The sequence below is a fragment of the Curvibacter microcysteis genome (assembly GCF_028649455.1).
Lineage (GTDB): Bacteria > Pseudomonadota > Gammaproteobacteria > Burkholderiales > Burkholderiaceae_C > Curvibacter > Curvibacter microcysteis.
The window spans coordinates 209,638-231,986 of record NZ_JAQSIO010000003.1 but is presented as its reverse complement, the minus strand read 5'-3'; the positions used below and the strand labels follow the sequence as shown (position 1 = coordinate 231,986).

Genomic DNA, 22,349 nt, shown 5'->3' with positions numbered 1-22,349 from the left:
GGCTGGCGCCTCAGGCCCCGCCGATATAATCAATTTGCTTTGCTTCAAGAGGTTTCCAGTGATGCTACGTGCCAAATTATCCGTGGTCCCCGCGTTCGCGCTGGTTGCCTCCCTGTCTGCGCTGTTGATGGGCTGCTCCAGCACCACCAATGTCGACAAGACTGCCGGCTGGAGTACCAGCCGCATTTACAGCGAAGCCAAGGACGAAGTCAGCGCCGGCGCTTACGACAAGGCCGTACCGCTGTTCGAGAAACTGGAAGGGCGTGCCGCAGGCACTCCCTTGGCCCAACAGGCCGAGTTGGAGAAGGCCTACGCCCAGTACAAGGCCGGCGAACAAGCCCAAGCCATTGCGACCTTGGACCGCTTCATCCGTCTGCACCCCGCCAGCCCGGGGATGGACTATGCACTCTACATGAAGGGCATTGTCAACTTCAACGACAACCTGGGCCTGTTTGCCAACATCACGCGCCAGGACTTGTCTGAACGTGACCAAAAGGCGGCCAAGGACTCCTTCGAGTCCTTCAAAGAGCTGAGCACCCGCTTCCCCGACTCGCGCTACACGCCCGACGCCCGCCAGCGCATGATTTACATCGTGAATTCGCTGGCCCAGTACGAAGTGCATGTGGCGCGCTACTACTACTCGCGCGGCGCCTATGTGGCCGCCATCAATCGCGCCCAAATCGCGGTCACCGAGTACCGCGATGTGCCGGCAGCCCAAGAGGCGCTGGTGATCCTGGCCAAGTCGTATGACGCCCTGGGCATGACCCAGCTGCGCGACGATGCGCGCCGCGTGCTCGAAAAGAACTACGCCGACGGCGCGGATCTCAGCAACCGCAGCCTCAAGAACAAGGCGTCGGATCCGTGGTGGAAGATCTGGTAAGTCTTCCTTCAGGCGAGCGCAACGCGGCGAGCGCCTGCATCAGCGCCGCCTGATCCACCAGGCAGGGCATGGCGGGGAGTGCAGCCAACAAGCGCGCGCCATAGCTGCGCTGCAGCAGGCGCTCATCCGCCAGCACCAGCACCCCTCGGTCATGCTCGCTGCGAATCAAGCGGCCTGCCCCCTGCTTGAGCGCCATGGCGGTCTCTGGCAACACAAAATCCTGAAACGGCGTGCGCCCCTGCGCCTTGAGCGCGGCGCTGCGTGCCAAAACCAAAGGGTCGTCCGGCACCGGAAAAGGCAGCTTGTCGATGACCAGCATCTGCAACGCCGGCCCGGGCACATCCACCCCCTCCCAGAAGGCCCCTGACGCGACAAGCACGCAGGGCCGCTCCCCGTCGCCCTGGCGAAAACGCTCCAGCAAGCGTCGGCGGGAGCCCTGCCCTTGCACCAGCACCTCAATGCCCGAGCCCTGCAGCCCCTCTTGCAAGCCCTTGGCCAGCTCCCCCAGGGCGCGCAAGGATGTGGCCAACACCAAGGTTCGCCCTCCCAATTGACGCACCGGCGCCAGCAGCCATTGCGACAAGGCCCAGGCGTGGTCTGGGTCTTGCGCTTCGGGCAGGCCTTCGGGCACATGCCAGGCGGCCTGGCGTGCATAGTCAAAGGGACTGCCCACCCGCAGCACCTGGGCCACATCGCCCAGTCCACAGGGCTGGGTGAACCAGCTCAAAGCCTCATCCAAACCCAAGGTGGCTGAGGTGAAAATCCACGCAGGCCGAGGGCTTGCGAGGCCCGGGGTGAGCTCAGCCTCGCGCTGCGCCGGGGACGATTCAGCCGCCATCAAGGCTTGCAAGTGCTCGGCGATGTGCAAAGGCACCTCCAGCAGGCGCGTGTGGCGGCCAGTTTCCAACCAACGCACAGTGCCCCCGCCCTCCCCTGCCTGGGTCAGGCTGGTCAAGACACCACGAAGCTCATCGGTCCGCTGGGCCAGCCGACGCAGCTCTGGCGCGGCCTCCTGGGTCAGGGTCAACGCCTGGTGCACCCGGGCCAGCAGGGCCTGCAGCCCGCTCAGGCGCTGCTGCCAAGCTGTCGCCTCCAGGCCTTCAGGGCTGAGTCCCAGCCACTGCAGACGCGCCTCGGGCCGACGGGCCGCCGCTGCGACCCAAGTCTCGAAGTCCCGCATTTGGCGCTCCATCAGCGACGCGAGTTCGGGCCAAGGTTGAAAACCCCGCGCCCAGCGCGTGCCCTCATCCAGCAACTCGGTGGCGAGACGGCGCCAACTGCGGGCACTGAACTGGCGCCCCATGAACTGCACACCGATCTCATTGAGCCGATGGGCCTCGTCAAAGATCACCGCCTGCCGGCTGGGCAGAAGCTCAGCCACCCCAGCGTCACGCAGTTGTTGGTCGGAAAAAAACAGGTGGTGGTTGACCACCACCAAATCCGCCGTCAAGGCTTGGCGCCGGGCCTCGTTCACATGGCAAGCCTGCCAACCAGCACAACGGGTGCCCAGGCAGTTGTCGCGGGTGGAGGTGATCCAGGGGATCAAGGGAGAGACGTCGTCCAATTCAGGCAATTCCGCCAAATCGCCCGTGCGCGTGCCCTGGGCCCAATGCTCGACCTGGGCCAGTTGGCGCCAGGCCTGGTCATCGAGGTGGTGCGCCTCGCGCCGGGCCTGGGACAGGCGCTGGGTGCACAGGTAACTGTTGCGCCCCTTGAGCAGCGCCACCCGCCTCGACAGTCCCAGGGCCTTCATGAGGCGCGGCAGGTCCCGGGTGAACAGCTGGTCCTGCAAATTGCGCGTCGCCGTGGACAGAATCACCCGCTGTGCACTGAGCAACACAGGCAACAGGTAGGCATAGGTTTTACCCACCCCGGTCCCAGCCTCGGCCACCAGCACACCGCCTTCCTGCAAGACCTGGCCCACCGCCTGGGCCAACTGCAGCTGTGCTGACCGGGGCTGAAAACCAGGCTGCGCCTGTTGCAGTGCACCGCCTGGCCCCAGCGCGGCCGTGACCTGATCCAGCCAGGTCATGCGGACTCCCGCCAAATGGGCGCGCGTCGAGATTGGACGCCTTGCAAGTCGGTTTTACCCCCCAGATTGAACCGCCAATCGTCACGACGGAAACATTTCTTGACACGATAATAGAGCGCTCTGTTCACCGAATTTCCTGCTGGTTGACGCCCCACATCATGACCCAAGGTTACCGACTTACCGCTTCGACCGGCATCCACAAGGGCGATCGAGAATACCAACAGGATCAGGTGGCCTTGCTGAGCCACCCGCGCGTCAACGGCTGCGTGCTGGCTGTGGTGGCCGATGGCATGGGGGGCCGCAGTGGCGGGCGCAAGGCGTCCGACCAGGTCATGATGAGCGCACGCCAACTGTTTGAGCGCTTCGCGCCAGAGGATGACACACCGTCGTCCCTGCTCGAACAACTGGTGCACGAAGCCCACCTGGTGATCAAGCTGACCGCTATCTCGGCGGAGCAGGAGCCCCACAGCACCCTGGCCGCCTTTCTCATCATGCCCAATGGCGAGTGCCACTGGATGCACACCGGTGACTCGCGCATCTACCACTTCCACGAGGGTCAATTGGTCAAGCGCACACTGGACCACTCCTATGTGCAAGCCTTGGTCGAGCGCGGCGAGATCAGCGAAGAGCAGGCCAACAGCCACCCCCAGTCCAACATCCTGGTGGGCTGCCTGGGCACCGAAGCCGAGCCTCCCATGGCTCGCCACCAAATCAGGTGCCTGCGGCCCGGTGACACCCTGATGGCCTGCAGCGACGGGGTCTGGCACTACTTCACCTCGGCCGAGCTGGGCTCGGTGCTGGCCGGCCTGTCACCGCGTGAAGCCACCGAGTTCTTGATCGACAAAGCGCGCCAACGTGCGCGCGGCGGCGGCGACAACCTGTCTTTGGTGGTGGTGCGGGTTGAGCCTCTGGCGGCGCCCGCTGCCAAACCCCAGCCCTGACACCGGGCCTCCCAACTCCAAGCCAACACCCAGCCCCCGCCTGAAAACAGCGGTTGATTGGCCCGGCTCAGGGCTCAGGGCTTGACGGCGGGCACCGCGCTGGGCGAGGGCAAAGGCGCTGCGCGAGCGCCGGCCCGGTTCTTCAGGTCCTGCTCCAGCTGCTGCCGATGCTGAGCCGCATCGCGCACCTTGTCGTCGTAGCGCTTTTTCTCGTCGGCCGCCGCTTGGGCCTTGAGTTGTCGGTCCGCGTCTTCTTGTTGAGCCTGCTCCAGGCGGCGCTGTTGCTCGGCGCGGCGGTCAGCCCGCTCCTTCACCTGGTTGACGGCATCAGTCGCCTTCTTCTGGGCGTTTTCCTGGCGATCACGCTCCGTGCGCTGGGCTTGTTGCTCACGGTTCATCAAATCGATGTCGCGCTCAGGGGAAGACACCTTTTCCTCGATCCGGCGCAATTGCTCAGCGGAACGAAAGCGGCGTTCCCGGTCGTTGAGCTGGACCTCTTGGCGCTTGAGGTCAGACAGCACCTCGCGGTGCTTGATCCGGCTTTGGATCAGACAGTCGTTGACCGCGAAACGCTGGTAGCAACCAGACTCGACCCCCTGCTGGCGCAGCATTTCAGCGGCCCGCTCTTGCTCGATGCGCAGCCGTTCGACCTCCACGGGGTTCACTGGGGCAACGCTGGGGGTGTCGGCGAATGCACCGAGCGCCCCACACAAAGCCCACGCCAGGGCAGCCGAGCGCCAGACCGGACTCATGTCAGCCCCGTGTCGACCACGCGGCGTTCCAGCGCCAGGAACTCAGCCGAACGCATCTCGTTGAGACGCGACACGGTGCGCGGAAACTCATGCGACATGGGCCCTTCGGTGTAGAGCTCTTCCGGCGCCACGGCTGCCGACATGATCAGCTTGACACGGCGGTCATACAGCACATCGACCAGCCAGGTAAAACGCCGCGCCTCAGACGCCATGCGCACCGGCATGTGGGGCACGCTGCTGAGCAGCACCGTGTGGAACTGGGTGGCGATTTCGAGGTAATCGTTTTGCGAACGCGGCCCGCCGCACAGGGTTTTGAAGTCAAACCACACCACGCCACCGGCCTTGCGCAGGGCATGGATTTCACGCGACTCGATGCGCATGATGGGGTCTTCTTCCTTGACCTCAGCCAGGCGCTCAAAGGCCTCGCGCATGTCCGCGTCGGCCTGGGCGCCCAGGGGCGTCATGTAGGCATTGACCTGCTCCAGCGTGCGCCGACGGTAGTCGGTGCCGTTGTCCACATTGACCACTTCCATGCGCTGGTTGAGCAGGTCGATGGCGGGCAGGATGCGGTCGCGGTGCAGCCCATCGGGGTACAGCGCGTCCGGCTTGAAATTTGACGTGGTGACAAAGCCCACGCCGTTGTCGAACAAGGCGACCAGCAAGCGGTGCAGGATCATGGCGTCGGTGATGTCCGCCACGTGGAACTCGTCAAAACAAATCAGCTTGTAGCGCTTGGCAATGCGCGCGCCCAGCACATCCAAAGGGTTCACCGTGCCTTGCAAGGCCACCAACTCGCGGTGGACTTCACGCATGAACTCATGAAAATGCAGGCGCACCTTGCGGCGCAGCGGGACGGCGTTGAAAAAGCAATCCATCAGAAAGCTTTTGCCCCGCCCGACCCCGCCATACATGTACACGCCACGCGGGATCTGTGGCCGATTGATCAGCTTCTTGAGCGAATTGGAGCGCTTTTCCTTGTAGTCAGCCCACTCGTTGGCGCAGCGTTGCAAGGCCTCGACGGCCCGAAGCTGCGCGGGGTCACTTTGGAAACCCCGCGCTTGAAGCTCCGCCTGGTAGGCGGAGAGAACGGCATCAGATCCCGACATGCGAATCAGAAGTTCAGCGTGCGCTTGTCAACAGCCAGCGCAGCTTCTTTGGTCGCTTCCGACAGCGAGGGGTGGGCGTGGCAGATGCGCGCGATGTCTTCGGCGCTGGCCTTGAACTCCATGGCGACCACGGCTTCGGCTATCAGCTCGCTGGCCATCGGGCCCACGATGTGAACGCCCAGGATTTCGTCGGTGGTGGCGTCAGCCAAGAACTTCACCATGCCGGTGGTGTCGCCCAAGGCGCGGGCACGGCCGTTGGCCAGGAACGGGAAGGTGCCGGCCTTGTACTTGACGCCATCGGCCTTGAGCTGCTGCTCGGTGCGGCCGACCCAGGCGATTTCCGGGCTGGTGTAGATGACCCAGGGAATGGTGTTGAAGTTGACGTGACCATGTTGGCCGGCAATGCGCTCAGCCACGGCCACACCTTCTTCTTCCGCCTTGTGCGCCAGCATCGGGCCACGCACCACGTCACCCACGGCCCACACGCCCGGCAGGTTGGTCTTGCAGTCGCCGTCGACCACGATGGCACCGCGCTCGTCGAGTTGCAGGCCCACCGCTTCGACATTGAGGCCGATGGTGTTGGGCACGCGGCCGATCGAGACGATCAGCTTGTCCACGTCCAGCGACAGGGCTTCACCCTTGGCGTTGGTGTAGGCCACGCTGACGCCCGCGTCGGTGGTCTTGATCTCGCCGACCTTGACGCCGAGTTCGATCTTCAGGCCTTGCTTGTCGAAGGCCTTCTTGGCTTCCTTGGCGATCTGTTCGTCGACCGCGCCCAGGAAGGTCGGCAGACCTTCGAGGATGGTGACTTCAGAGCCCAGACGGCGCCAGACCGAGCCCATTTCGAGGCCGATCACGCCAGAGCCGATCAGGGCCAGCTTCTTCGGCACAGCGTTGATGCGCAGGGCGCCGTCGTTCGACAGCACCTTGACTTCATCAAACGGGGTACCCGGCAGCGCGCGGGCGTTGGAGCCCGTGGCGATGATGATCTGCTTGCCGGTCAGGGTTTCGTTGGCGCTGCCAGCGACCTGGATTTCGTAACCGCCTTCGACGGCCTTGGCGAAAGAGCCACGGCCATGGAAGAAGCTGACCTTGTTCTTCTTGAACAAGTACAGGATGCCGTCGTTGTTTTGCTTCACGACGGTGTCCTTGCGGCCGATCATCTTGGCCACATCGATGCTGACGTCCGACACCTTGATGCCGTGGTCGGCAAAGTGGTGGTTCGCTTGCTCGAAGTGCTCGGACGACTGCAGCAGGGCCTTGGACGGAATGCAACCGACGTTGGTGCAGGTGCCGCCGGGGGCCGGGCCACCCTTTTCGTTCTTCCATTCGTCGATACATGCGACCTGGAAGCCCAGTTGGGCTGCGCGGATGGCCGCGATGTAGCCGCCAGGGCCGCCGCCGATCACGATGACGTCAAATTGTTTGCTCATAAAAATCTCTTGAATCAGTTGAAACAAAACCCACCCGGCTGCGCGTCAGCCGAGGCGACAACCGGAGTGGGTTAGGCAAACCGGTCAGGCCGGTCTGCAGGGGTCACTCAAACCCGCTCAGATGTCGAACAGCAGGCGCGACGGATCTTCCAGCGCTTCCTTCATGGCGACCAGGCCCAGCACGGCTTCGCGGCCGTCGATGATGCGGTGGTCATAGGACATGGCCAGGTAGTTGATCGGGCGAACCACCACTTGACCGTTTTCGACCACGGCGCGGTCCTTGGTCGCGTGCACGCCCAGGATGGCCGATTGCGGCGGGTTGATGATGGGGGTCGACAGCATGGAGCCGAAGGTACCGCCGTTGGAGATCGAGAAGGTACCGCCGGTCATTTCTTCAATGCCCAGCTTGCCGTCCTTGGCCTTTTGGCCGAATTCAGCGATCTTCTTTTCGATGTCGGCAAAGCTCATTTGGTCGGCGTTGCGCAGGATCGGCACCACCAGGCCACGCGGCGAACCGACAGCGATACCGATGTCGAAGTAGCCGTGGTAGACGATGTCGTTGCCGTCGACCGAAGCGTTCAGCACCGGGTACTTCTTCAGGGCGTGCACGGCAGCCTTGACGAAGAAGCTCATGAAGCCGATCTTGACGCCGTGTTCCTTGGTGAAAGCGTCCTGGAACTTCTTGCGCATGTCCATGACCGGGGCCATGTTCACTTCGTTGAAGGTGGTCAGGATGGCGTTGGTCGATTGCGATTGCAGCAGACGCTCGGCCACGCGGGCACGCAGGCGGCTCATCGGCACGCGTTGTTCCGGGCGATCGCCCAGGCTCGGGGCAGCCGGTGCAGCCACTTGCGGCAGCGACTTGGTGGGAGCACCCGTCGGGATCACCGACGGAGCGGCAGCCGGCTTGGCGCCAGCAGCGACCGCACCCAGCACATCACCCTTGGTGACGCGACCGTCCTTGCCGGTGCCAGCGACGGCACTGACCGACAGGCCGTTGTCGGCGAGCAGCTTGGCGGCGGCGGGCATGGCCACATCAGCCTTGGAGGCCGAAACGGCAGCAGCAGCCGGGGCGGCAGCAGGTGCAGCGGCCGGGGCGGCGGCGGCAGGAGCGGCTGCGCCAGCCTTGCCTTCGGTGTCGATGCGAGCGATCAACTGGTCGGCAGTGACGGTGGCGCCGTCGCCTTGCACGATCTCGGCCAGCACGCCCGAGGCGGGCGCCGGCACTTCGAGCACGACCTTGTCGGTTTCGATCTCGATCAGGATTTCGTCGGCGGTCACGGCTTCGCCGGCCTTCTTCTTCCAGTTCAGCATGGTGGCTTCGGCCACGGATTCAGACAGCTGGGGGACTTTGACTTCTACGATTGCCATTTCAATTCTTTCAGTATCTTGTTCTGGTTCGAGGGGGTAGAGATGACCTTACTTGGTCAGCACAAAACCCTTGAGCTTGGCGAAAGCGCCGTCGACCAGCGCCTTTTGTTGTTCCTGGTGCAGGTGCGAGTAACCCACGGCCGGCGAAGCAGATGCTGCGCGACCCGAGTAACCCAGCTTCTGGCCGTCCAGCATGTTTTCGTGGATGTAGTGCTGCACGAAGAACCAAGCACCTTGGTTTTGCGGCTCGTCCTGGCACCACACGATTTCGGTGGCGTTCGGGTACTTCTTGAGCTCAGCGGCAAAAGCCTTGTGCGGGAAGGGGTAGAGCTGTTCGACGCGAATCACGGCCACGTCGTCGGCCCCCTTTTCGTCGCGCTTCTTGGCCAGGTCGTAGTAAACCTTGCCCGAGCAGGCGATGACGCGCTTGACCTTGTCGGCCTTCTTGCTGACTTCGTCCTTCTGGTCGCCAATGACGGTCTGGAAGCTGCCCTTGGTGAATTCGACCAGCGGGGAGGTGGCGTCCTTGTTACGCAGCAGCGACTTGGGCGTCATGATGATCAGCGGCTTGCGCAGGTTGCGCACCATCTGACGACGCAGGACGTGGAAGATCTGGCTGGCGGTCGTCGGTTGCACCACTTGCATGTTGGTGTCGGCCGACAGCTGCATGAAGCGCTCCAGGCGGGCCGAGCTGTGCTCAGGGCCTTGGCCTTCGTAGCCGTGCGGCAGCATCAGGGTCAGACCATTGACGCGGCCCCACTTCACTTCACCCGAAGCGATGAACTGGTCGATCACCACTTGGGCGCCGTTGGCGAAGTCGCCGAACTGGGCTTCCCAGATCACCAGGGTGTTGGGGTCGTTGGAGGCGTAGCCGTACTCAAAGCCCAGCACCGCCTCTTCAGACAGGATGGAGTCGATGACCACGAACGGGGCTTGGTTCTCAGCCACGTTTTGCAGCGGCAGGTAGGTACCGGTGTCCCACTTTTCACGGTTTTGGTCGTGAATCACGGCATGGCGGTGGGTGAAGGTGCCACGGCCGCAATCTTCGCCGGACAGACGCACGGGGTAGCCACTGGCCACCAGGGAGGCAAAGGCCATGGTTTCACCCATGCCCCAGTCCACTGGGATGTCACCACGGCCCATGGCAGCGCGGTCGTCGTACACCTTCTTCACGAGCTGGTGCGGGGTCACGCTGGCCGGGATGGTGGTGATCTTGGTGGCCAGACGGTGCCATTCGGCAGCCGGGATGGCGGTGTCACCCGCGTCGGTCCACTTCTTGCCCAGGTAAGGGCTCCAGTCCACGGCGAACTTGCTCTTGAAGTTCGTCAGCACCGGGTCAACGGTGTGGCGGCCGGCATCCATGGCGGCACGGTATTCCTTGACCATGTCGTCGCCCAGGGTCGCGCCCAGGCCTTGGGTGGCCAGCTTGTCGGCGTACAGACGGCGCGTGCCCGGGTGGGCGGCGATCTTCTTGTACATCAGCGGCTGGGTCAGGCTGGGGGTGTCTTGCTCGTTGTGGCCCAGCTTGCGGAAGCAAGTGATGTCCACGACCACGTCCTGGCGGAATTCCATGCGGAATTCAAGCGCCAGTTGCATGGCCAGCACGACGGCTTCAGGATCGTCACCGTTGACGTGCAGCACCGGGGCCTCGACCATCTTGACGATGTCGGTGCAGAACGCGCTGGAGCGCATGTCGCGCGGGTCGCTGGTGGTGAAACCGATCTGGTTGTTGATGATGATGTGCACCGTGCCGCCCGTGGTGTAGCCACGGGTTTGGGCCAGGGCCAGGGTTTCCTGGTTCACGCCTTGACCGCCGAAAGCAGCGTCACCGTGCACCAGCACCGGCAGCACTTGGTTGCCCAGCGGGTCGTTGCGGCGGTCCATGCGGGCACGCACCGAGCCTTCGACCACCGGGTTGACGATTTCCAGGTGCGAGGGGTTGAAGGCCAGCGACAGGTGAACCGGGCCGCCAGGGGTGGTCACGTCGGAGCTGAAACCTTGGTGGTACTTCACGTCACCGGCCGGCAGTTCTTCAGGCGCGGTGTGGTCGAACTCGGCGAACAGGTCCTTGGGCATCTTGCCCAGGGTGTTGACCAGCACGTTCAGACGGCCGCGGTGGGCCATGCCGATGACGATTTCTTGCACGCCCTTGGCGCCAGCCGATTGGATCAGCTCGTCCATGGCCGCGATGAAGCTCTCACCGCCTTCGAGCGAGAAGCGCTTTTGACCGACGTACTTGGTGTGCAGGTAACGTTCCAGGCCTTCGGCAGCGGTCAGGCGGTCGAGGATGTGCTTCTTTTTGTCAGCGCCGAAATTCGGCTTGCTGCGAATGCTTTCCAGCTTCTTTTGCCACCAGGCCTTTTGGTCCTGGTCGGTGGTGTGCATGTACTCGGCGCCAATGGTGCCGCAGTAGGTTTCACGCAGGGCGTTCAGCAACTCGCGCAGGGACATGGTGTCCTTGCCGAAGAAGGTGTTGCTGATGTTGAACACGGTCTCTTGGTCGGCATCGGTGAAGCCGTAGTAAGAGGTTTCGAGTTGCGGAATTTGAGCGCGCTCGGTGCGCTTGAGCGGATCCAGGTCGGCCCAACGAGCGCCGACGTTGCGGTAAGCAGCGATCAGTTGTTGAACAGCGGTGCGCTTGCGGCCCATTTCGGCGTCGGCACTGGCCAAGACAACCTTGGTTTGACCTTGCTTGGCGCGTTCGGCGAAAGCGTTGATGACGGGCAGGTGGGGCACGTCACGGGCATTGGAGCCGTCGACGGCAGGCACGTGCTGCAGGGCGTCGAAGTAATCGCGCCAGTTGTCAGGCACGCTACCGGGGTTGGCCAGGTAGTTTTCGTACATCTCTTCAACGTAGGGCGCGTTGCCCCCGAAGAGATAGGTGTTGCCTTGGTAGGCTTGGTAGACAGACGAAGAATCGCTCATATTCCGCTGACCTCCGCTTCCCTGAGGGAAACATTAGCTGGTTAGTAAACCTTCCGCGACACGGCTGAACCGGTTGGCGGATGCGACAGTGGCTGGGGAAGGGCCTTATGCGGACGCGATTGTGCCACTAATCCCAGCCCAGGGACAGGAATGTCTGACTTGTCTTGGTGCGCGAAAGTACGTAGAGACGCCAGCGCGGTGCGCGATTGGCCCCGCCCGCCATGCCTGGGCAGCCCCTTTTGCACAGGGCTGGGGCGAGCGCACCGGGAGCGCGCGTTCGCTCGCTTCAAGCCGCCCGCTGGGCGCTTTGAGGCGGCAGAAGGGATGCTTCCGCCGCCTCGGCCTGGGCATCTTCAAGGGCTTGTTGCGCCGCCTGCTCCGCCGTCAGGTAGCCCGCGCTCAGGCCCCGGCGTCGCACCAAGGCCCTCATCAAGAATCGGTTGATCGGGCCCGCGCCGGCCAGATAGTGGTCACCAAACAAGCGCTCTTGCGGGCCCCACCGGGTTTTGGAGACATCACGCCCCACGGACAAATTGACCGTGCTCAAGCCTTGGGCCTGGGCCCATTGGATCAACTCACTGACCAAGGTGGTCATGACACTGAAACGGCCCCAGGCAGGCTCATAGCCTGAGTAATAGAGATACAGCTCTTGCCGCGTCTGGAAGGCCAGCCGCATGGCCACGGCCTGCCCGGACACACGAAGGACAAACAGCCGCACCCCGAGGGCCGCCCCCTCCCCGGCCTGATCCAACAATCCATCGATGAAGCGGCGGTGCTGGGCCGACTCAAAATAGTCGGGGTGGGCAATGGTGTCAGCCTGGTCAGCGCGCAGCCCATGGAGGCGGTAGAACTCAGGCAGTTGCTCGCGCAAGGCGGCCGGATCGCTCAGCACCTCCAACTGGGGCGACAAGCCCTCGCGCGCCAGCGAGTTGTAACAGCGGCGCAGCGACTCCTTGATGTTGCGCTTGAGGCCCGTCTTGAAGGCCGGCCAGTCCGAGCCCGGCTGCAGGACGTAATTGGGCACCTCGCGCTGGCCCAAGCGAACCAGTCCGCTGCGCCGCGCCAACTCCTGGCCCAGCACATCGCTGGGCAGGATGACCTGGTGCATGCCGGGTTGGCGCTCGACCAAGTCCAGCCAATACCGGGCCACGGCCGCTTCGTAGCCGGGCAGGACCAAGGGGGTGCGCAGCTCGGTCAGATTGGGATCGGCCCCCAGAGGGCGCCATTGGCTGATCAAGACCAAGGGCCCCCAGCCCGACAAAGAACGCACCAGCGGCCAGAGGCCCACCAAGCGCCCCTGCTCCCGCAGCAGCATCAAGGACAGGTGGTCACGGCGAAAGCGGCTCTGGACCGCAAAGGTCTGCCACCAGGCCCAGCACCACTCCGGGGTCTGGAAAGGCAAGGCCGTGGGGATTTGCGCCAACAAGCCCAACCACTCGGCGCGGTGGGGCGCCAAGTCGGCCAAGCAGCTCAGAGGGATCCGTTGAAGCTGCAGGCCGGTGACTTTGTCAGGGGCGTCAAGAACACTCATGCGGGTCTCGCGGCAGGCGTGCACAAGGCCTCGCCCACCTGTCGAATCAAGGTTTGCAAAGACGGCGGGTCGATGAACATGTGGTCGGCATCGGCCACCAAATGCAAAGCCACACCGGGCTGGCGGGTCAGTCGCTGACCTTGGCGCCCAAACAAGGCCTCCAGCTCATTGAGGCCGGCATCGGTGTCGCCATAAATCAAGGTGATGGGCAGGGCACGGCGGGTCAGCCGCGCCATGCGCTCTTGCACTTCGGCTTGCTGGGGCAACAGCACCCAGCCAGCGGGCAGGCTGGCCTGCACGCGGCTGGCCACGCGCAGACTCAGTCTGGCCACGAGTCGCCGAGTGACGCCCCACACATGCACTTCGCCCGCCAACAGACGGCGCCAGAAGTCGAGCGTGAAGATGATTTGCTTGTAGCGCCCCATGTGCTTGAGTTGCACGCCATCGCCGGCTTCACTGCTGCCCACTGGCGCCTCGAGTTCCGCGCCAAAGGGCTCGCCCTGCCACAGAAAACTTTGCAGATTGACCAGCAACAAGCGCCCCATGCGCGGGTCCTGGACGGCGGCCTGCAAGGCCAGGTAGGCGCCCGAGCACAAACCGAACACTGCCGGCTGAGCCCAGCCCTGTTGCTGCAGGCAGTCCAAGGCAGCGCTCACGTCCTCAATGGGGGCCTCGGTGTACATGGCCCAATTGCGCCCACGCTGCACCGGCAAGCTGTTTCCATTGCCACGCACATCGACGCGCAGCGAACTCACCCCTTGCACCGCCAAGGCCCGTGCGAGCTGAACCGCGCTGCGGCTTTGCCCCGCACTGGGGTTCCCGGCGGTGTTGAGAATCAACAAGCAGGGTGAGTCAGCCCGGGCCGATGAGGCCTCGCAGCCGGGCGGCGTGCACAGCACACCGGCCAAGCGGCCTTGCGGCCCCAAGCGCAGCGAGCGCTCGGTGCCTTGGGGCAAGTTCAGGGCTGACGGCGCTGGCAGATCAAGCCTCGGGGCAGGCTGCGGCACAGCAGCCGGCAGAGGCAAGCCCACCAACCATCGGACCAGCTCCGAAAAGGCCACCTCAGGCACGGTGACCAGATGCGAGTAAGCGCGCAGGCTCACCAAATCCTCCGCGGCTTGGACGCGCCAACCGGTTGCACCCGCCTGAGCCAAGCCGCCCGCCAGTTTCTCGGCCGCGCGCAATCCGGTGTCGCTGAGCACCAAACCATGGGGTGGTGATTGCTGCAGCAAGGCCTGCCAATCCAGCCCTGCCAGCGTCTGGCGCGACGCGGGCGACAGATGCCAGCCGTCCTGCACCAGGGCAGCGTCTGCAGCCACGCCCTGCCCCGCTTTGAGCGCCAGCTCGCGCAGCACCAGGCGACCGGATGGCACCGGTGCCAGCAAAGCCAGCCCCAGCAGACCGGGGCTGCGGGCCGCCACTTCAGCGGCCAGCAAGGCGCCCATGCGATAACCGCACAGGCTGACCGCCACGCCAGGCCACTGCCGCTGCACCCAGGCCAGCAAAGCCTGCAAGGTGTTCAAAGACTCGGCGATGGCGTCGGCGTCGGGCGCCAGGTCCACACCATCGTCTTGGTCGGGAAAGCTGAAACGCAACACCCCCAGGCCGGCTTGGGCCAAGTCCTCTGCCAAGGCCACCAGGGGCCGATAGACGTACAGCCCCTCATCCCCCAAGGTGTTGCACAGCAGAACCACATGGCGCAGATCGCCCGAGGCCGGGGCATGCCACTGGACCGGGGTGTTGTGGATGACGATGGGCGTCATGGCGCGTCTCCGGCTGCCGGCGTCGAACGCTCGATCGCTTCGCTGAAACGAATCCAGCGCTCGCTGAGGCTGTTCAAGGCCCCCAAACTGCCGCCCGCCAGCGCGGGCTCCACGGTCACGCCTTCGCGGGGCTGCAGGCGGATGCACTGCTCCACCCCGGGTGGCAGGTGGAACCAGTCCACCTCAGGCCGGTGACTGGCACTGCTGAAATGCAGGTACTGGCTGAAGCGGCTGGCCGTCACATACAAGGCCAGCCCTTGGTCGTCGCGCTCGAGGCGGGTCTGCCAACCCAGTTCGGCCCGGGGCAACGCCCGCTGCGGCAGGTGCACCGCCCACCCCAGAAGGGCCTGGCTGCGGGCCGCACGCAAGGTCGCCACGCACACGTCGTGCGCTGGGGGACCAAAACGGTAAGCGTAAGTGGTGTCGAAAAAGCGCCCCAACAGCTCGGTGCTGCTGAAACGCTGCTGACCGCGACCCGCCACCGTGAAGCGGCGCTGCCCCTCGACGACCACGCGCTGACCGTCACGCAAAGCCTGCAGGCTCAGCACCAGGTCCAGCGCTTGATCGCCCTCGTGCACCACGTGCAGATCCAGGCCATTGAGGCCTTCATCGGTGATCAACAGTTGCAGGGGCTGCCAGTGCCGGGACAGGGCGTGCCAGACAGGCTTGGGTTGCCCCGCCTCGTCCAGCAGGCCCCAGCCAGCACCGGGGCGCAGATCGCGCCACTGCCAAACCAGGCCGCCGGCGCAGGGGCTGGCTGCTCGACGCCACTCCGAGAACACGGCCTCGACCAAGTCACAGGACACGGCGCGGCCCAGATCCAGGTAGCGGACCGGGTCTTCACGGCGCAGGCGCGCGGGCTCCACGCCATAGAGCGTTTGCACATAGTGGTCGCGAACATCGTCAAAGTCCCAGGAGGCGCCCAGGTCGCGCGGCGTGCCCCGCTTCCAGTGGGTGTCCAGCGGATGGCGCGCCAAATCGGCTGCCAGGTCGGCCTCGGCGGGCACATGGGCCAGGGCCAGGCACTCGCTGGCAAATCGCACTTGGGCCCGGCGTGCATCGTCGAAGCCACGCATGTAGGCGCCCACGCCGTAGTAGTGGCTGACGCCTTGCGAGGTGTTGAACACTGGCGCCCCACCCCAAGGGGTGTTGGCCACGTAGGGCACGTCAGGCCGCAGCGCCGCACTCAGGCGCGCAAGCAGGCCGGTGAACACGCGGTCGTCCTCAGGCCAGTCCACGCCCAGCATCTCGGCTTGCTGGCGCACCTCGCTGCCGCCACACAACATGGCCAAACAGGGGTGCTGGCGGGTGCGGGTCAGGAAGTAGGTGGCCTCTGTCTGCAGTTCGGCCATGAAGGCGGCATCCCGCGCAGGGTAGTCAAAGTTGGCCAGCATGAAGTCCTGCCAGACCAGCAGACCAGCCCGGTTGCAGGCGCGGTAAAAGGCCTCGTCTTCGTACCACATGGTGCCGCCCACGCGGACCATGTTGGCGCCGCCCTGGACCAGCCAATCGATTTGGCGTTGCAAAGCCGCCGGGTCCGAGCGCAGACGCAGCAAATCAGTCGGCGTCCAGCACACACCTCGGCAAAACACCGACAGGCCATTGACGCGCAGGGCAAAACCACCCTCGGTCGTGTCCACCGTGACGTGACGAAACCCCAGTTCACCCAGGTCCTGGCTCAAGGCAGGGGCCTCTGGCACCTGCACGCTGAGGGCATGGCAGGCCGGCACGCCATGCGTGTGTGGCGTCCACAGCGCAGCGCCTGGGACGATGCCCTCAAAACAGTAGACGCCCGCCCCCACCGGCTGCAAGGCCAGGCGCTGACCAGCACACAGCAAGTAAGGCAAAGCTGGCAACGGGGTTGGGCCCTGCAAGCGCAGGCTGAGGTGGGCCTGGCCCTCCCGCGCCTCGGCCTGCACGCTTTGCATCGACCAAGCCGGAGACGGTGCATCCGCGGGCACAAAGCGCACGGCTTGGTAGGGGCCCAGCGGCACCCACTCGGGGCACCAGCCTGGCATGTGGCCCAGCAAGGTCTGGCGCACATCGCGCAGGGAAGCCGGCTGAATCATGCGGGGCCGCCAACGGGCCCGACCAGCCCGCTTGGGTGCCGAAGCTTGGCCGCGCACGCACAGGTACAACTGACCGGCCGCCTGAGCAGGCAAGTCCAATTCAAGGGGCACACCCATGTGGGCATGGCGACCCAACAGGGTCGAACCCAACCAGATTTCGACCGAACCGGCCAAACCGTCCATGTGCAGTTTTCCAGCCGGGCTGGCAGGCCAGTCACAGCGGTACCAGAAGTCGCTGCCTTGCAGCGCGCGCGGCGCGTTCAGGTCGAAGCGACCGGCGGCGGCCAAGGCTTCGCACACCGTGCCCGGCACGGGTGCTGGCAGCCAGGTGCCCTCACCCACCGGCGGTTCACTCCATTGCCCTGCTGCGGTTTCCTGCAGGGTCCAGTCAGACAGGCGGGAGCTCATGGCTCAGTCGCGGTAGGGCCGCAGGCCGACCATCACGGCATCCCAATGCGCAGCGATGTCGTTGAGGATCAGACCGGAGTCGTCAGGGCGCTGTCGGGCCACGGCCCGGACCACGCGGAACTGCATCAGCTTGGCCTTGGCCGCGATCTGATCGCAATGCTCGGCCAAGGGTTGCAAAGCCTCGTCACCCAGCCAGCGAAAGAACGCTTCAAGCAGGCCAAACACCGAACCGAACTGGCGGAAGTGGTTGAAGGCGTAGAGGTGGAAATAGTCATTGCCGCGCGCAATGACCCTGGCCAGGTCGGCGTCGTACTGTCGCTGGTAGGCCCGAAACGGGTTCTCGCCTGGCGCACCGGCCAGGTGTTGGCGCAGGGCCTGGCGAGCCGCGTCCTTCAAGGCCTCGCCTTGCAGGGCGGGCTGCTTGCGCAGCAGGTACTCGGTGTAGGGCAGCAAGGCGCCCGTGGCCTGGCGGTCTTGTGCATCCACCGCGAACAGGGCCGCGTAGTCGTCACCACTCAGGGTGTAAAAGCCCGAGTTGTGGAAGTAACTCAGGGTCTGGCGCACCGGGTCGATGGCCTGAATGCCAACCGTGGTCTTGCTGTGCTCTCGGTGGTACGAGGTGCCCGCCGTGTCCGGCAGGTGGAAGCCATCCAATTCGACCAGCACCAGGTGGCCCCGATCAACCTGGGTCACGATGTGGTCCTGCAAACGATCGTACAAAGCCAATTCGCGCAACACCAGGCCGTGCATGCGGCTCAGATCCGCCGCATCGAATTTGCAAAAACCGAACTGGTCACCCTCAAAGTCCAATTGCACCAAGGCGCCCATCAGCGCTTCCGGAGCCAGGCCCAGGCTGTGCAGATAGCCGATCCACAGGTCCAGGCTGCAGTTGGACTGGGGCCAGTGGCGTTCGGGGGCGTGAACAGGGTGCGGGGTGAAAACAGGCGCGACCGCGGGCATCAAAACCCTCCAAGCACCGCTTGCACCTCGGTAGGCCAGGCCTTGGGGTCGAACCCATGGTGGCGGAACAGCGCCAGGGTGATGCGCTCCAGACCAAAGCCCACGCAGGCGGTGTGAGCGACTTCATCGCCCGGGGTGCGCAGCGCCCAGATCAGGCCAAAGTGGTCCATGTGGTAGTTGAAGCTCAGGCAGGCGGTCGGGCTCTCTTCGCTGTTGACGGGCACCAGCAATTCGAATTTGAGCTTTTGCTCGCGCTGGCTGGCGGCCAGCACGCGGCCTGCTCGGCCAAAGAAGGGGTCGTTGGCGACGTCGATGATCAAGGGGAGGGCCAGCGAGCGCATCATCTTCTCGCCCTCTTCCAGCCAATGCTGGCGGAAAGCCAGCACCTGGTCGGGGGTGCCCATCCGCACATATTCGCGCATGCGGAACAGTTGCAGGCGGGTGGGCTCCAGCGAAGGCTCATGGCGGAAGCAGTAGGACAGCAGGTCCAGGGTCACGCCCTCTTCGCTCAGGGGGCCGCGACGCGCGATCACGGGGTAGGAGGGGTAGCAGGCTGCAGGCGTCAGCACCACGCCCGAGGCTTTTTGGCCTTCGGTCCAGTCCTTGCCCTCGGCAACACAGTCCAGCACGCGGCGGTGCTCGCGCTCGTCACCGCAAAAGCAGTGCACAGTGCCGGCAAAGTGCGGGAAGGTCTTGAGGTACTCGCTCTCCTCAAAGTTCTGCTGCGAGATGGCGGGCGGAAAGCGCATCACCTCGGCCTGCTGAGCAGCCCCATGGCGGCTGATCAGTGCGTCGAGCTTGTTGAGGATGTCTTCAAAAACGCCACTCTTGCCATACAGGCCATCGACCCCCATGGGGATCAGGTGGCCGGCGGCAATCAGTTGCTCAAGGAAAGTGGGGGTGGCATCCATGTCAGGCAAGTCCAAACTGCAAAGGGTCCAGGAGCAAGAAGCTGCTCATGGTTTCGATCAGGCGCGCGTTGTTGATCATCAGGGGCGCGGAGTGCAAGTCACGCAGGTGGCGGCCCATGGCAGCCGGGCTCTCGGTGCGGTAGCCGGCAAAGCCCACCGTGCTCAAGGACTGCTGGACCACGGCCAGGCAACCTTCGGACATGGTGCTCTTGAGCAAGGTCAGGTCGGTGGTCAGCGACATGGGCAAGGGACCATGGCCCGTGGCCAGCGCTGCTTCAAAGCGGGTGATGGCCGACTGCAGGCGAGCGTGCAGCAACTGCATCTGGGCCACCAGATCGGGCAACTGGGTCGCTGCAGCAGGCAGGTTACCCCCACCGGCCTTCATGGCCGCACGCAGGTGGGCACGCACTCGCAGCAAGGCGCTGTTGGCGATGCCAAACCACACACTGGCCCACAGGATGTGGGACACCGGCAACATGGTGTTGGCAATGATGTCGGCAAAGGGCGCTTCGAAAATCTGCTCGGCGGGGGCCTGGGCCCGAATCATGAAGGCGTCGCTGCAAGTACCGCGCATGCCCATGGCGTCCCACTGGCCGGTCTTTTCGAGTTGGTATTGGTCCTTCAGCACCGTCACCATGACTTGGCCGTTGGGCGGGGCCTGCTCGTCGGCCCGGGCGGTGATCAACAAAGCATCGGCGTAGGCGCCGTAAGACACCACCGAGCCATGCTTTTGCAAGCTGAAATGATCACCGTCACGCTGCACGGCGGCCAGAGAACGGCGAATGTCCCCACCCACGCCCACCTCGGAAGTGACCGAGCCAAGCAGCAATGATTCAGCCACCACGCGCTGTTGCAGTTGACGGTACCAAGCGGACGATCCCGCGTGGTGCACCACCGACGACAGCTTGATCTGATGCATGGCGAAGATCATGCCGCTGGCCCCGCAGGCCGCGCCGATCTGGTGGCACATGGCAGCGATCTCGCGCAGGCTGTGGCCTGGACCCCCGAGCGCCTTCGGAACCCACGCCGCCAGCAGGCCGGAGTCGCGCATGGCCTGCACCGCCTCCGCAGGGAAGCGCCCTTCGCGGTCCACCGCATCGGCATGGCGAGCGGCTGCGGCAGCAATGGCTGCGGCACCGGCGCGCCAATCCGACGCGACGCCAGAGGCTGAAGCGTCCGTGGTCAGCTCACGCTCGACGACGGCGCTCATGCGGAATGCTGCTCAGCCTGCAACTTGCGCAACACCGCGGCGAGGGCCGAGATGCTGGAGAAGGTCGCCCGGTTCAAATGCTCGTCAGGGATCTCAACCTCGAAGCGGTCTTCCACCGCCAACATCACATTGACGATGGCCAGGCTGTCCAAACCCGCTGCAAACAGGTCGGCGTCGTCATTGAGCCCTTCCAGGGCCTGTGCCAAGCGACCTTGCTTGGCAAAAATCTCACGCAATGCGGTGTTCATGGTTTTTCGGGAGGAAGAATCGGGGGCGGCGGCGTGGCGAAGCGGTCTGTGCGGCAGGTGCCACCGTAAGTACAACAAGCCGCCACATTAGTAACAAAATGCTTCGGTGATCATAGCCTCATCACCCCCCCCTTACAACCGAGCACGCCCCTCTTGAAGCCCTCCGATCTGGACGATCGGTGAACTAATTGGCATGGCCCGTCAGGCCCCACCCACAAGGTGATATCGAATCACCTCCATCGGGTGAGCAATGCCATTTCTCTCCTCCTCAGCCCCCCCCCTGACTGCCCCATCTGCCCTGGATGGAAAAGCGGCCTGGCACAAGGCTCAGAACAAACTGCCCTGCGCCTCATCCACCACAGGCGGGCGGCGAGACCGGCTTGGGCTGGGAGGCAAGCCACTTTTGCGAGACCCATGCTGCTGCTGAATGGCCGCCGCCTCGGCCCGTGCTTCAGGCTGCTGGCGCAGCCCATACAACTGAAGCTTGATCCGGGCCAGCGCAGTGCGCTCGTCCACGATGGGCTCAGGGTAGGCGCAACTGCCGTACTCCGGCAGCCATTGGCGTCGGTACTGGCCCTGAGGGTCATGGTCGAGCGCCTGCTTGGCGGGTGAGTAGATGCGCAAGGTGTTGATGCCTGTGGTGCCGGATTGCATTTGCATCTGGCTCCAGTGGATGCCGGGCTCAAAATCCAAGAACTGCCGGGCCAAAAACAAGCCGGGCTCACGCCAATGCAGGCCCAGGTGGTAGGCCGCAAAGCTGACCAGCATCGCCCGCATGCGGAAGTTCAACCAGCCCGTGGCGCGAAGTTGACGCATGCAGGCGTCCACCATGGGGTACCCCGTTCGGCCCTCACACCATGCCTGCAACAAGGCCTGGTTCACCGGGTCTGGATGCACGCCATCCCCTGGACGCAAGCCATCCACCGATCGGGCCAGGTTACGCCACTCCAGATCGGGTTGATCTTCGAGTTTCTGCATGAAATGACAGTGCCAGCGCAGACGCGAAGCAAAGCCACGCAGGCCATAGGCCAGATCGCGGTCCGGTGTGCCGAGCAGGGTCGACGCCGTGGCCTGGTGCACACACCGCATCGAGATGGTGCCGAAGGCCAAGTGGGCACTGAGCCGACTGCAAGCGGTCTCAGCCGTCAACGGGCTCGACAGAGCCCTCCGGTAGTCACGCCCCCGCCCCGCCAAAAAGCCCTGCAAGGTGTCCCAGGCCACCCACTCGCCGGCGGGTGGTGGCTGCACGGCCGGCGCCGACAAACCCAGATCGCCCCAGTCAGGGATCGGCTCAGGCGCCAGACCCGCAGGGCCTTTGAAGCCGCGCACGCGCGGGGCCTCAAGCGCATTCATGCGCTGCGCCCAACGACCAGCCCAGCCACTGCGCGAACGCAAGCGGCGCACCACACCGGTCTGCGCCCATTCGCGCCAGACGACCCCTTGGTGGCGACACCAGTCGGCCACCGCCAGATCGCGCGTGTAGCTCCAGCCGGGGCCGGTTTCTTCATGGCTGAGCAGGTGCGTGACGCCGAACTCGTCACGCAGGGCCTGCAACACCGGCACCGCCTCTCCGACACGCACCAACAAAGGCAGACCACGTGCGGCCAGATCCACCCGCAGGGCCGCCACAGCATCCAACAAAAACGCCACATGGCGAGGATCGCACTCCGGGCTGCGGAGCCAGCTGGGCTCGATCAGCACCAAACCAAGGGCGCACTCAAACTGCTGGGCCTGCGCCAGGGGGGCGTGGTCACGCACACGCAAATCGCGCTTGAACCAGACCAGAGCCGTGGGCGCCGCCATGTTCAC

16 protein-coding genes are annotated in these 22,349 nt (G+C 64.5%); 2 read left to right on the top strand and 14 right to left on the bottom strand.

Annotation, left to right across the window (positions count from 1 at the left end; all coding sequences use genetic code 11):
- Window positions 1-61: 61 nt before the first annotated feature.
- Entirely contained in the window at window positions 62-880 is an 819-nt protein-coding gene (locus PSQ39_RS09710; RefSeq protein WP_273926568.1) for an outer membrane protein assembly factor BamD, read from the top strand.
- On the opposite strand, the gene PSQ39_RS09705 is transcribed toward PSQ39_RS09710, so the two are convergent.
- Window positions 840-2,912: an ATP-dependent DNA helicase gene (locus PSQ39_RS09705; RefSeq protein WP_273926567.1), complete on the bottom strand. Its 2,073-nt coding sequence runs from the start codon at window positions 2,910-2,912 to the stop codon at window positions 840-842. The two genes, PSQ39_RS09710 and PSQ39_RS09705, sit on opposite strands and share 41 nt — an antisense overlap.
- A gap of 158 nt (window positions 2,913-3,070) precedes the next feature.
- Between PSQ39_RS09705 and PSQ39_RS09700 the strand changes: the two genes are divergently transcribed.
- Window positions 3,071-3,853: a PP2C family protein-serine/threonine phosphatase gene (locus tag PSQ39_RS09700; protein ID WP_273926566.1), complete on the top strand. Its 783-nt coding sequence runs from the start codon at window positions 3,071-3,073 to the stop codon at window positions 3,851-3,853.
- A 74-nt stretch (window positions 3,854-3,927) separates the two neighbouring features.
- On the opposite strand, the gene PSQ39_RS09695 is transcribed toward PSQ39_RS09700, so the two are convergent.
- The 13 genes from PSQ39_RS09695 to PSQ39_RS09635 all read right to left on the bottom strand — a co-directional run bounded on the left by PSQ39_RS09695 (window position 3,928) and on the right by PSQ39_RS09635 (window position 22,343).
- Window positions 3,928-4,605 (bottom strand): hypothetical protein, encoded by a 678-nt coding sequence (locus tag PSQ39_RS09695; protein WP_273926565.1) that lies wholly within the window; start codon window positions 4,603-4,605, stop codon window positions 3,928-3,930.
- Entirely contained in the window at window positions 4,602-5,711 is a 1,110-nt protein-coding gene (zapE, locus tag PSQ39_RS09690) for a cell division protein ZapE (protein WP_273926564.1), read from the bottom strand. The genes PSQ39_RS09695 and zapE overlap by 4 nt, the downstream gene beginning before the upstream one ends.
- A 5-nt stretch (window positions 5,712-5,716) precedes the next feature.
- Window positions 5,717-7,144, bottom strand: a complete 1,428-nt coding sequence (gene lpdA / locus PSQ39_RS09685; RefSeq protein WP_273926563.1) for a dihydrolipoyl dehydrogenase — start codon at window positions 7,142-7,144, stop codon at window positions 5,717-5,719.
- A 117-nt stretch (window positions 7,145-7,261) separates the two neighbouring features.
- On the bottom strand, window positions 7,262-8,515 hold the full coding sequence (gene odhB / locus PSQ39_RS09680; RefSeq protein ID WP_273926562.1) for a 2-oxoglutarate dehydrogenase complex dihydrolipoyllysine-residue succinyltransferase: 1,254 nt from the start codon (window positions 8,513-8,515) through the stop codon (window positions 7,262-7,264).
- Between the two features lie 48 nt (window positions 8,516-8,563).
- Complete coding sequence (locus tag PSQ39_RS09675; protein WP_273926561.1) at window positions 8,564-11,440, bottom strand: 2-oxoglutarate dehydrogenase E1 component; 2,877 nt, start codon at window positions 11,438-11,440, stop codon at window positions 8,564-8,566.
- A 286-nt stretch (window positions 11,441-11,726) separates the two neighbouring features.
- Window positions 11,727-12,971, bottom strand: coding sequence for a GNAT family N-acetyltransferase (locus PSQ39_RS09670; RefSeq protein ID WP_273926560.1), 1,245 nt, complete (start codon window positions 12,969-12,971; stop codon window positions 11,727-11,729).
- Window positions 12,968-14,734: a hypothetical protein gene (locus tag PSQ39_RS09665; RefSeq protein ID WP_273926559.1), complete on the bottom strand. Its 1,767-nt coding sequence runs from the start codon at window positions 14,732-14,734 to the stop codon at window positions 12,968-12,970. Before PSQ39_RS09665 ends, PSQ39_RS09670 begins: the two co-directional genes overlap by 4 nt.
- Window positions 14,731-17,211, bottom strand: coding sequence for a glycoside hydrolase family 2 protein (locus PSQ39_RS09660; RefSeq protein WP_273926558.1), 2,481 nt, complete (start codon window positions 17,209-17,211; stop codon window positions 14,731-14,733). Before PSQ39_RS09660 ends, PSQ39_RS09665 begins: the two co-directional genes overlap by 4 nt.
- A gap of 3 nt (window positions 17,212-17,214) precedes the next feature.
- The gene (locus PSQ39_RS09655; protein WP_273926557.1) at window positions 17,215-18,171 is read right to left on the bottom strand and encodes a DUF1839 family protein; all 957 of its coding nucleotides are present in this window, start codon (window positions 18,169-18,171) and stop codon (window positions 17,215-17,217) included.
- Window positions 18,171-19,082 carry an amino acid--[acyl-carrier-protein] ligase gene (locus tag PSQ39_RS09650; protein WP_273926556.1) on the bottom strand — a complete coding sequence of 304 codons (912 nt, stop codon included), beginning with the start codon at window positions 19,080-19,082 and terminating at the stop codon, window positions 18,171-18,173. The genes PSQ39_RS09655 and PSQ39_RS09650 overlap by 1 nt, the downstream gene beginning before the upstream one ends.
- Window position 19,083: 1 nt before the next feature.
- Window positions 19,084-20,292 (bottom strand): acyl-CoA dehydrogenase family protein, encoded by a 1,209-nt coding sequence (locus tag PSQ39_RS09645; protein WP_273926555.1) that lies wholly within the window; start codon window positions 20,290-20,292, stop codon window positions 19,084-19,086.
- A complete protein-coding gene (locus PSQ39_RS09640; RefSeq protein WP_273926554.1) occupies window positions 20,289-20,540 on the bottom strand; it encodes an acyl carrier protein in 252 nt (83 codons plus the stop codon). Before PSQ39_RS09640 ends, PSQ39_RS09645 begins: the two co-directional genes overlap by 4 nt.
- Window positions 20,541-20,867: 327 nt before the next feature.
- Window positions 20,868-22,343, bottom strand: a complete 1,476-nt coding sequence (locus PSQ39_RS09635; protein ID WP_273926553.1) for an FAD-binding domain-containing protein — start codon at window positions 22,341-22,343, stop codon at window positions 20,868-20,870.
- Window positions 22,344-22,349: the final 6 nt, after the last annotated feature.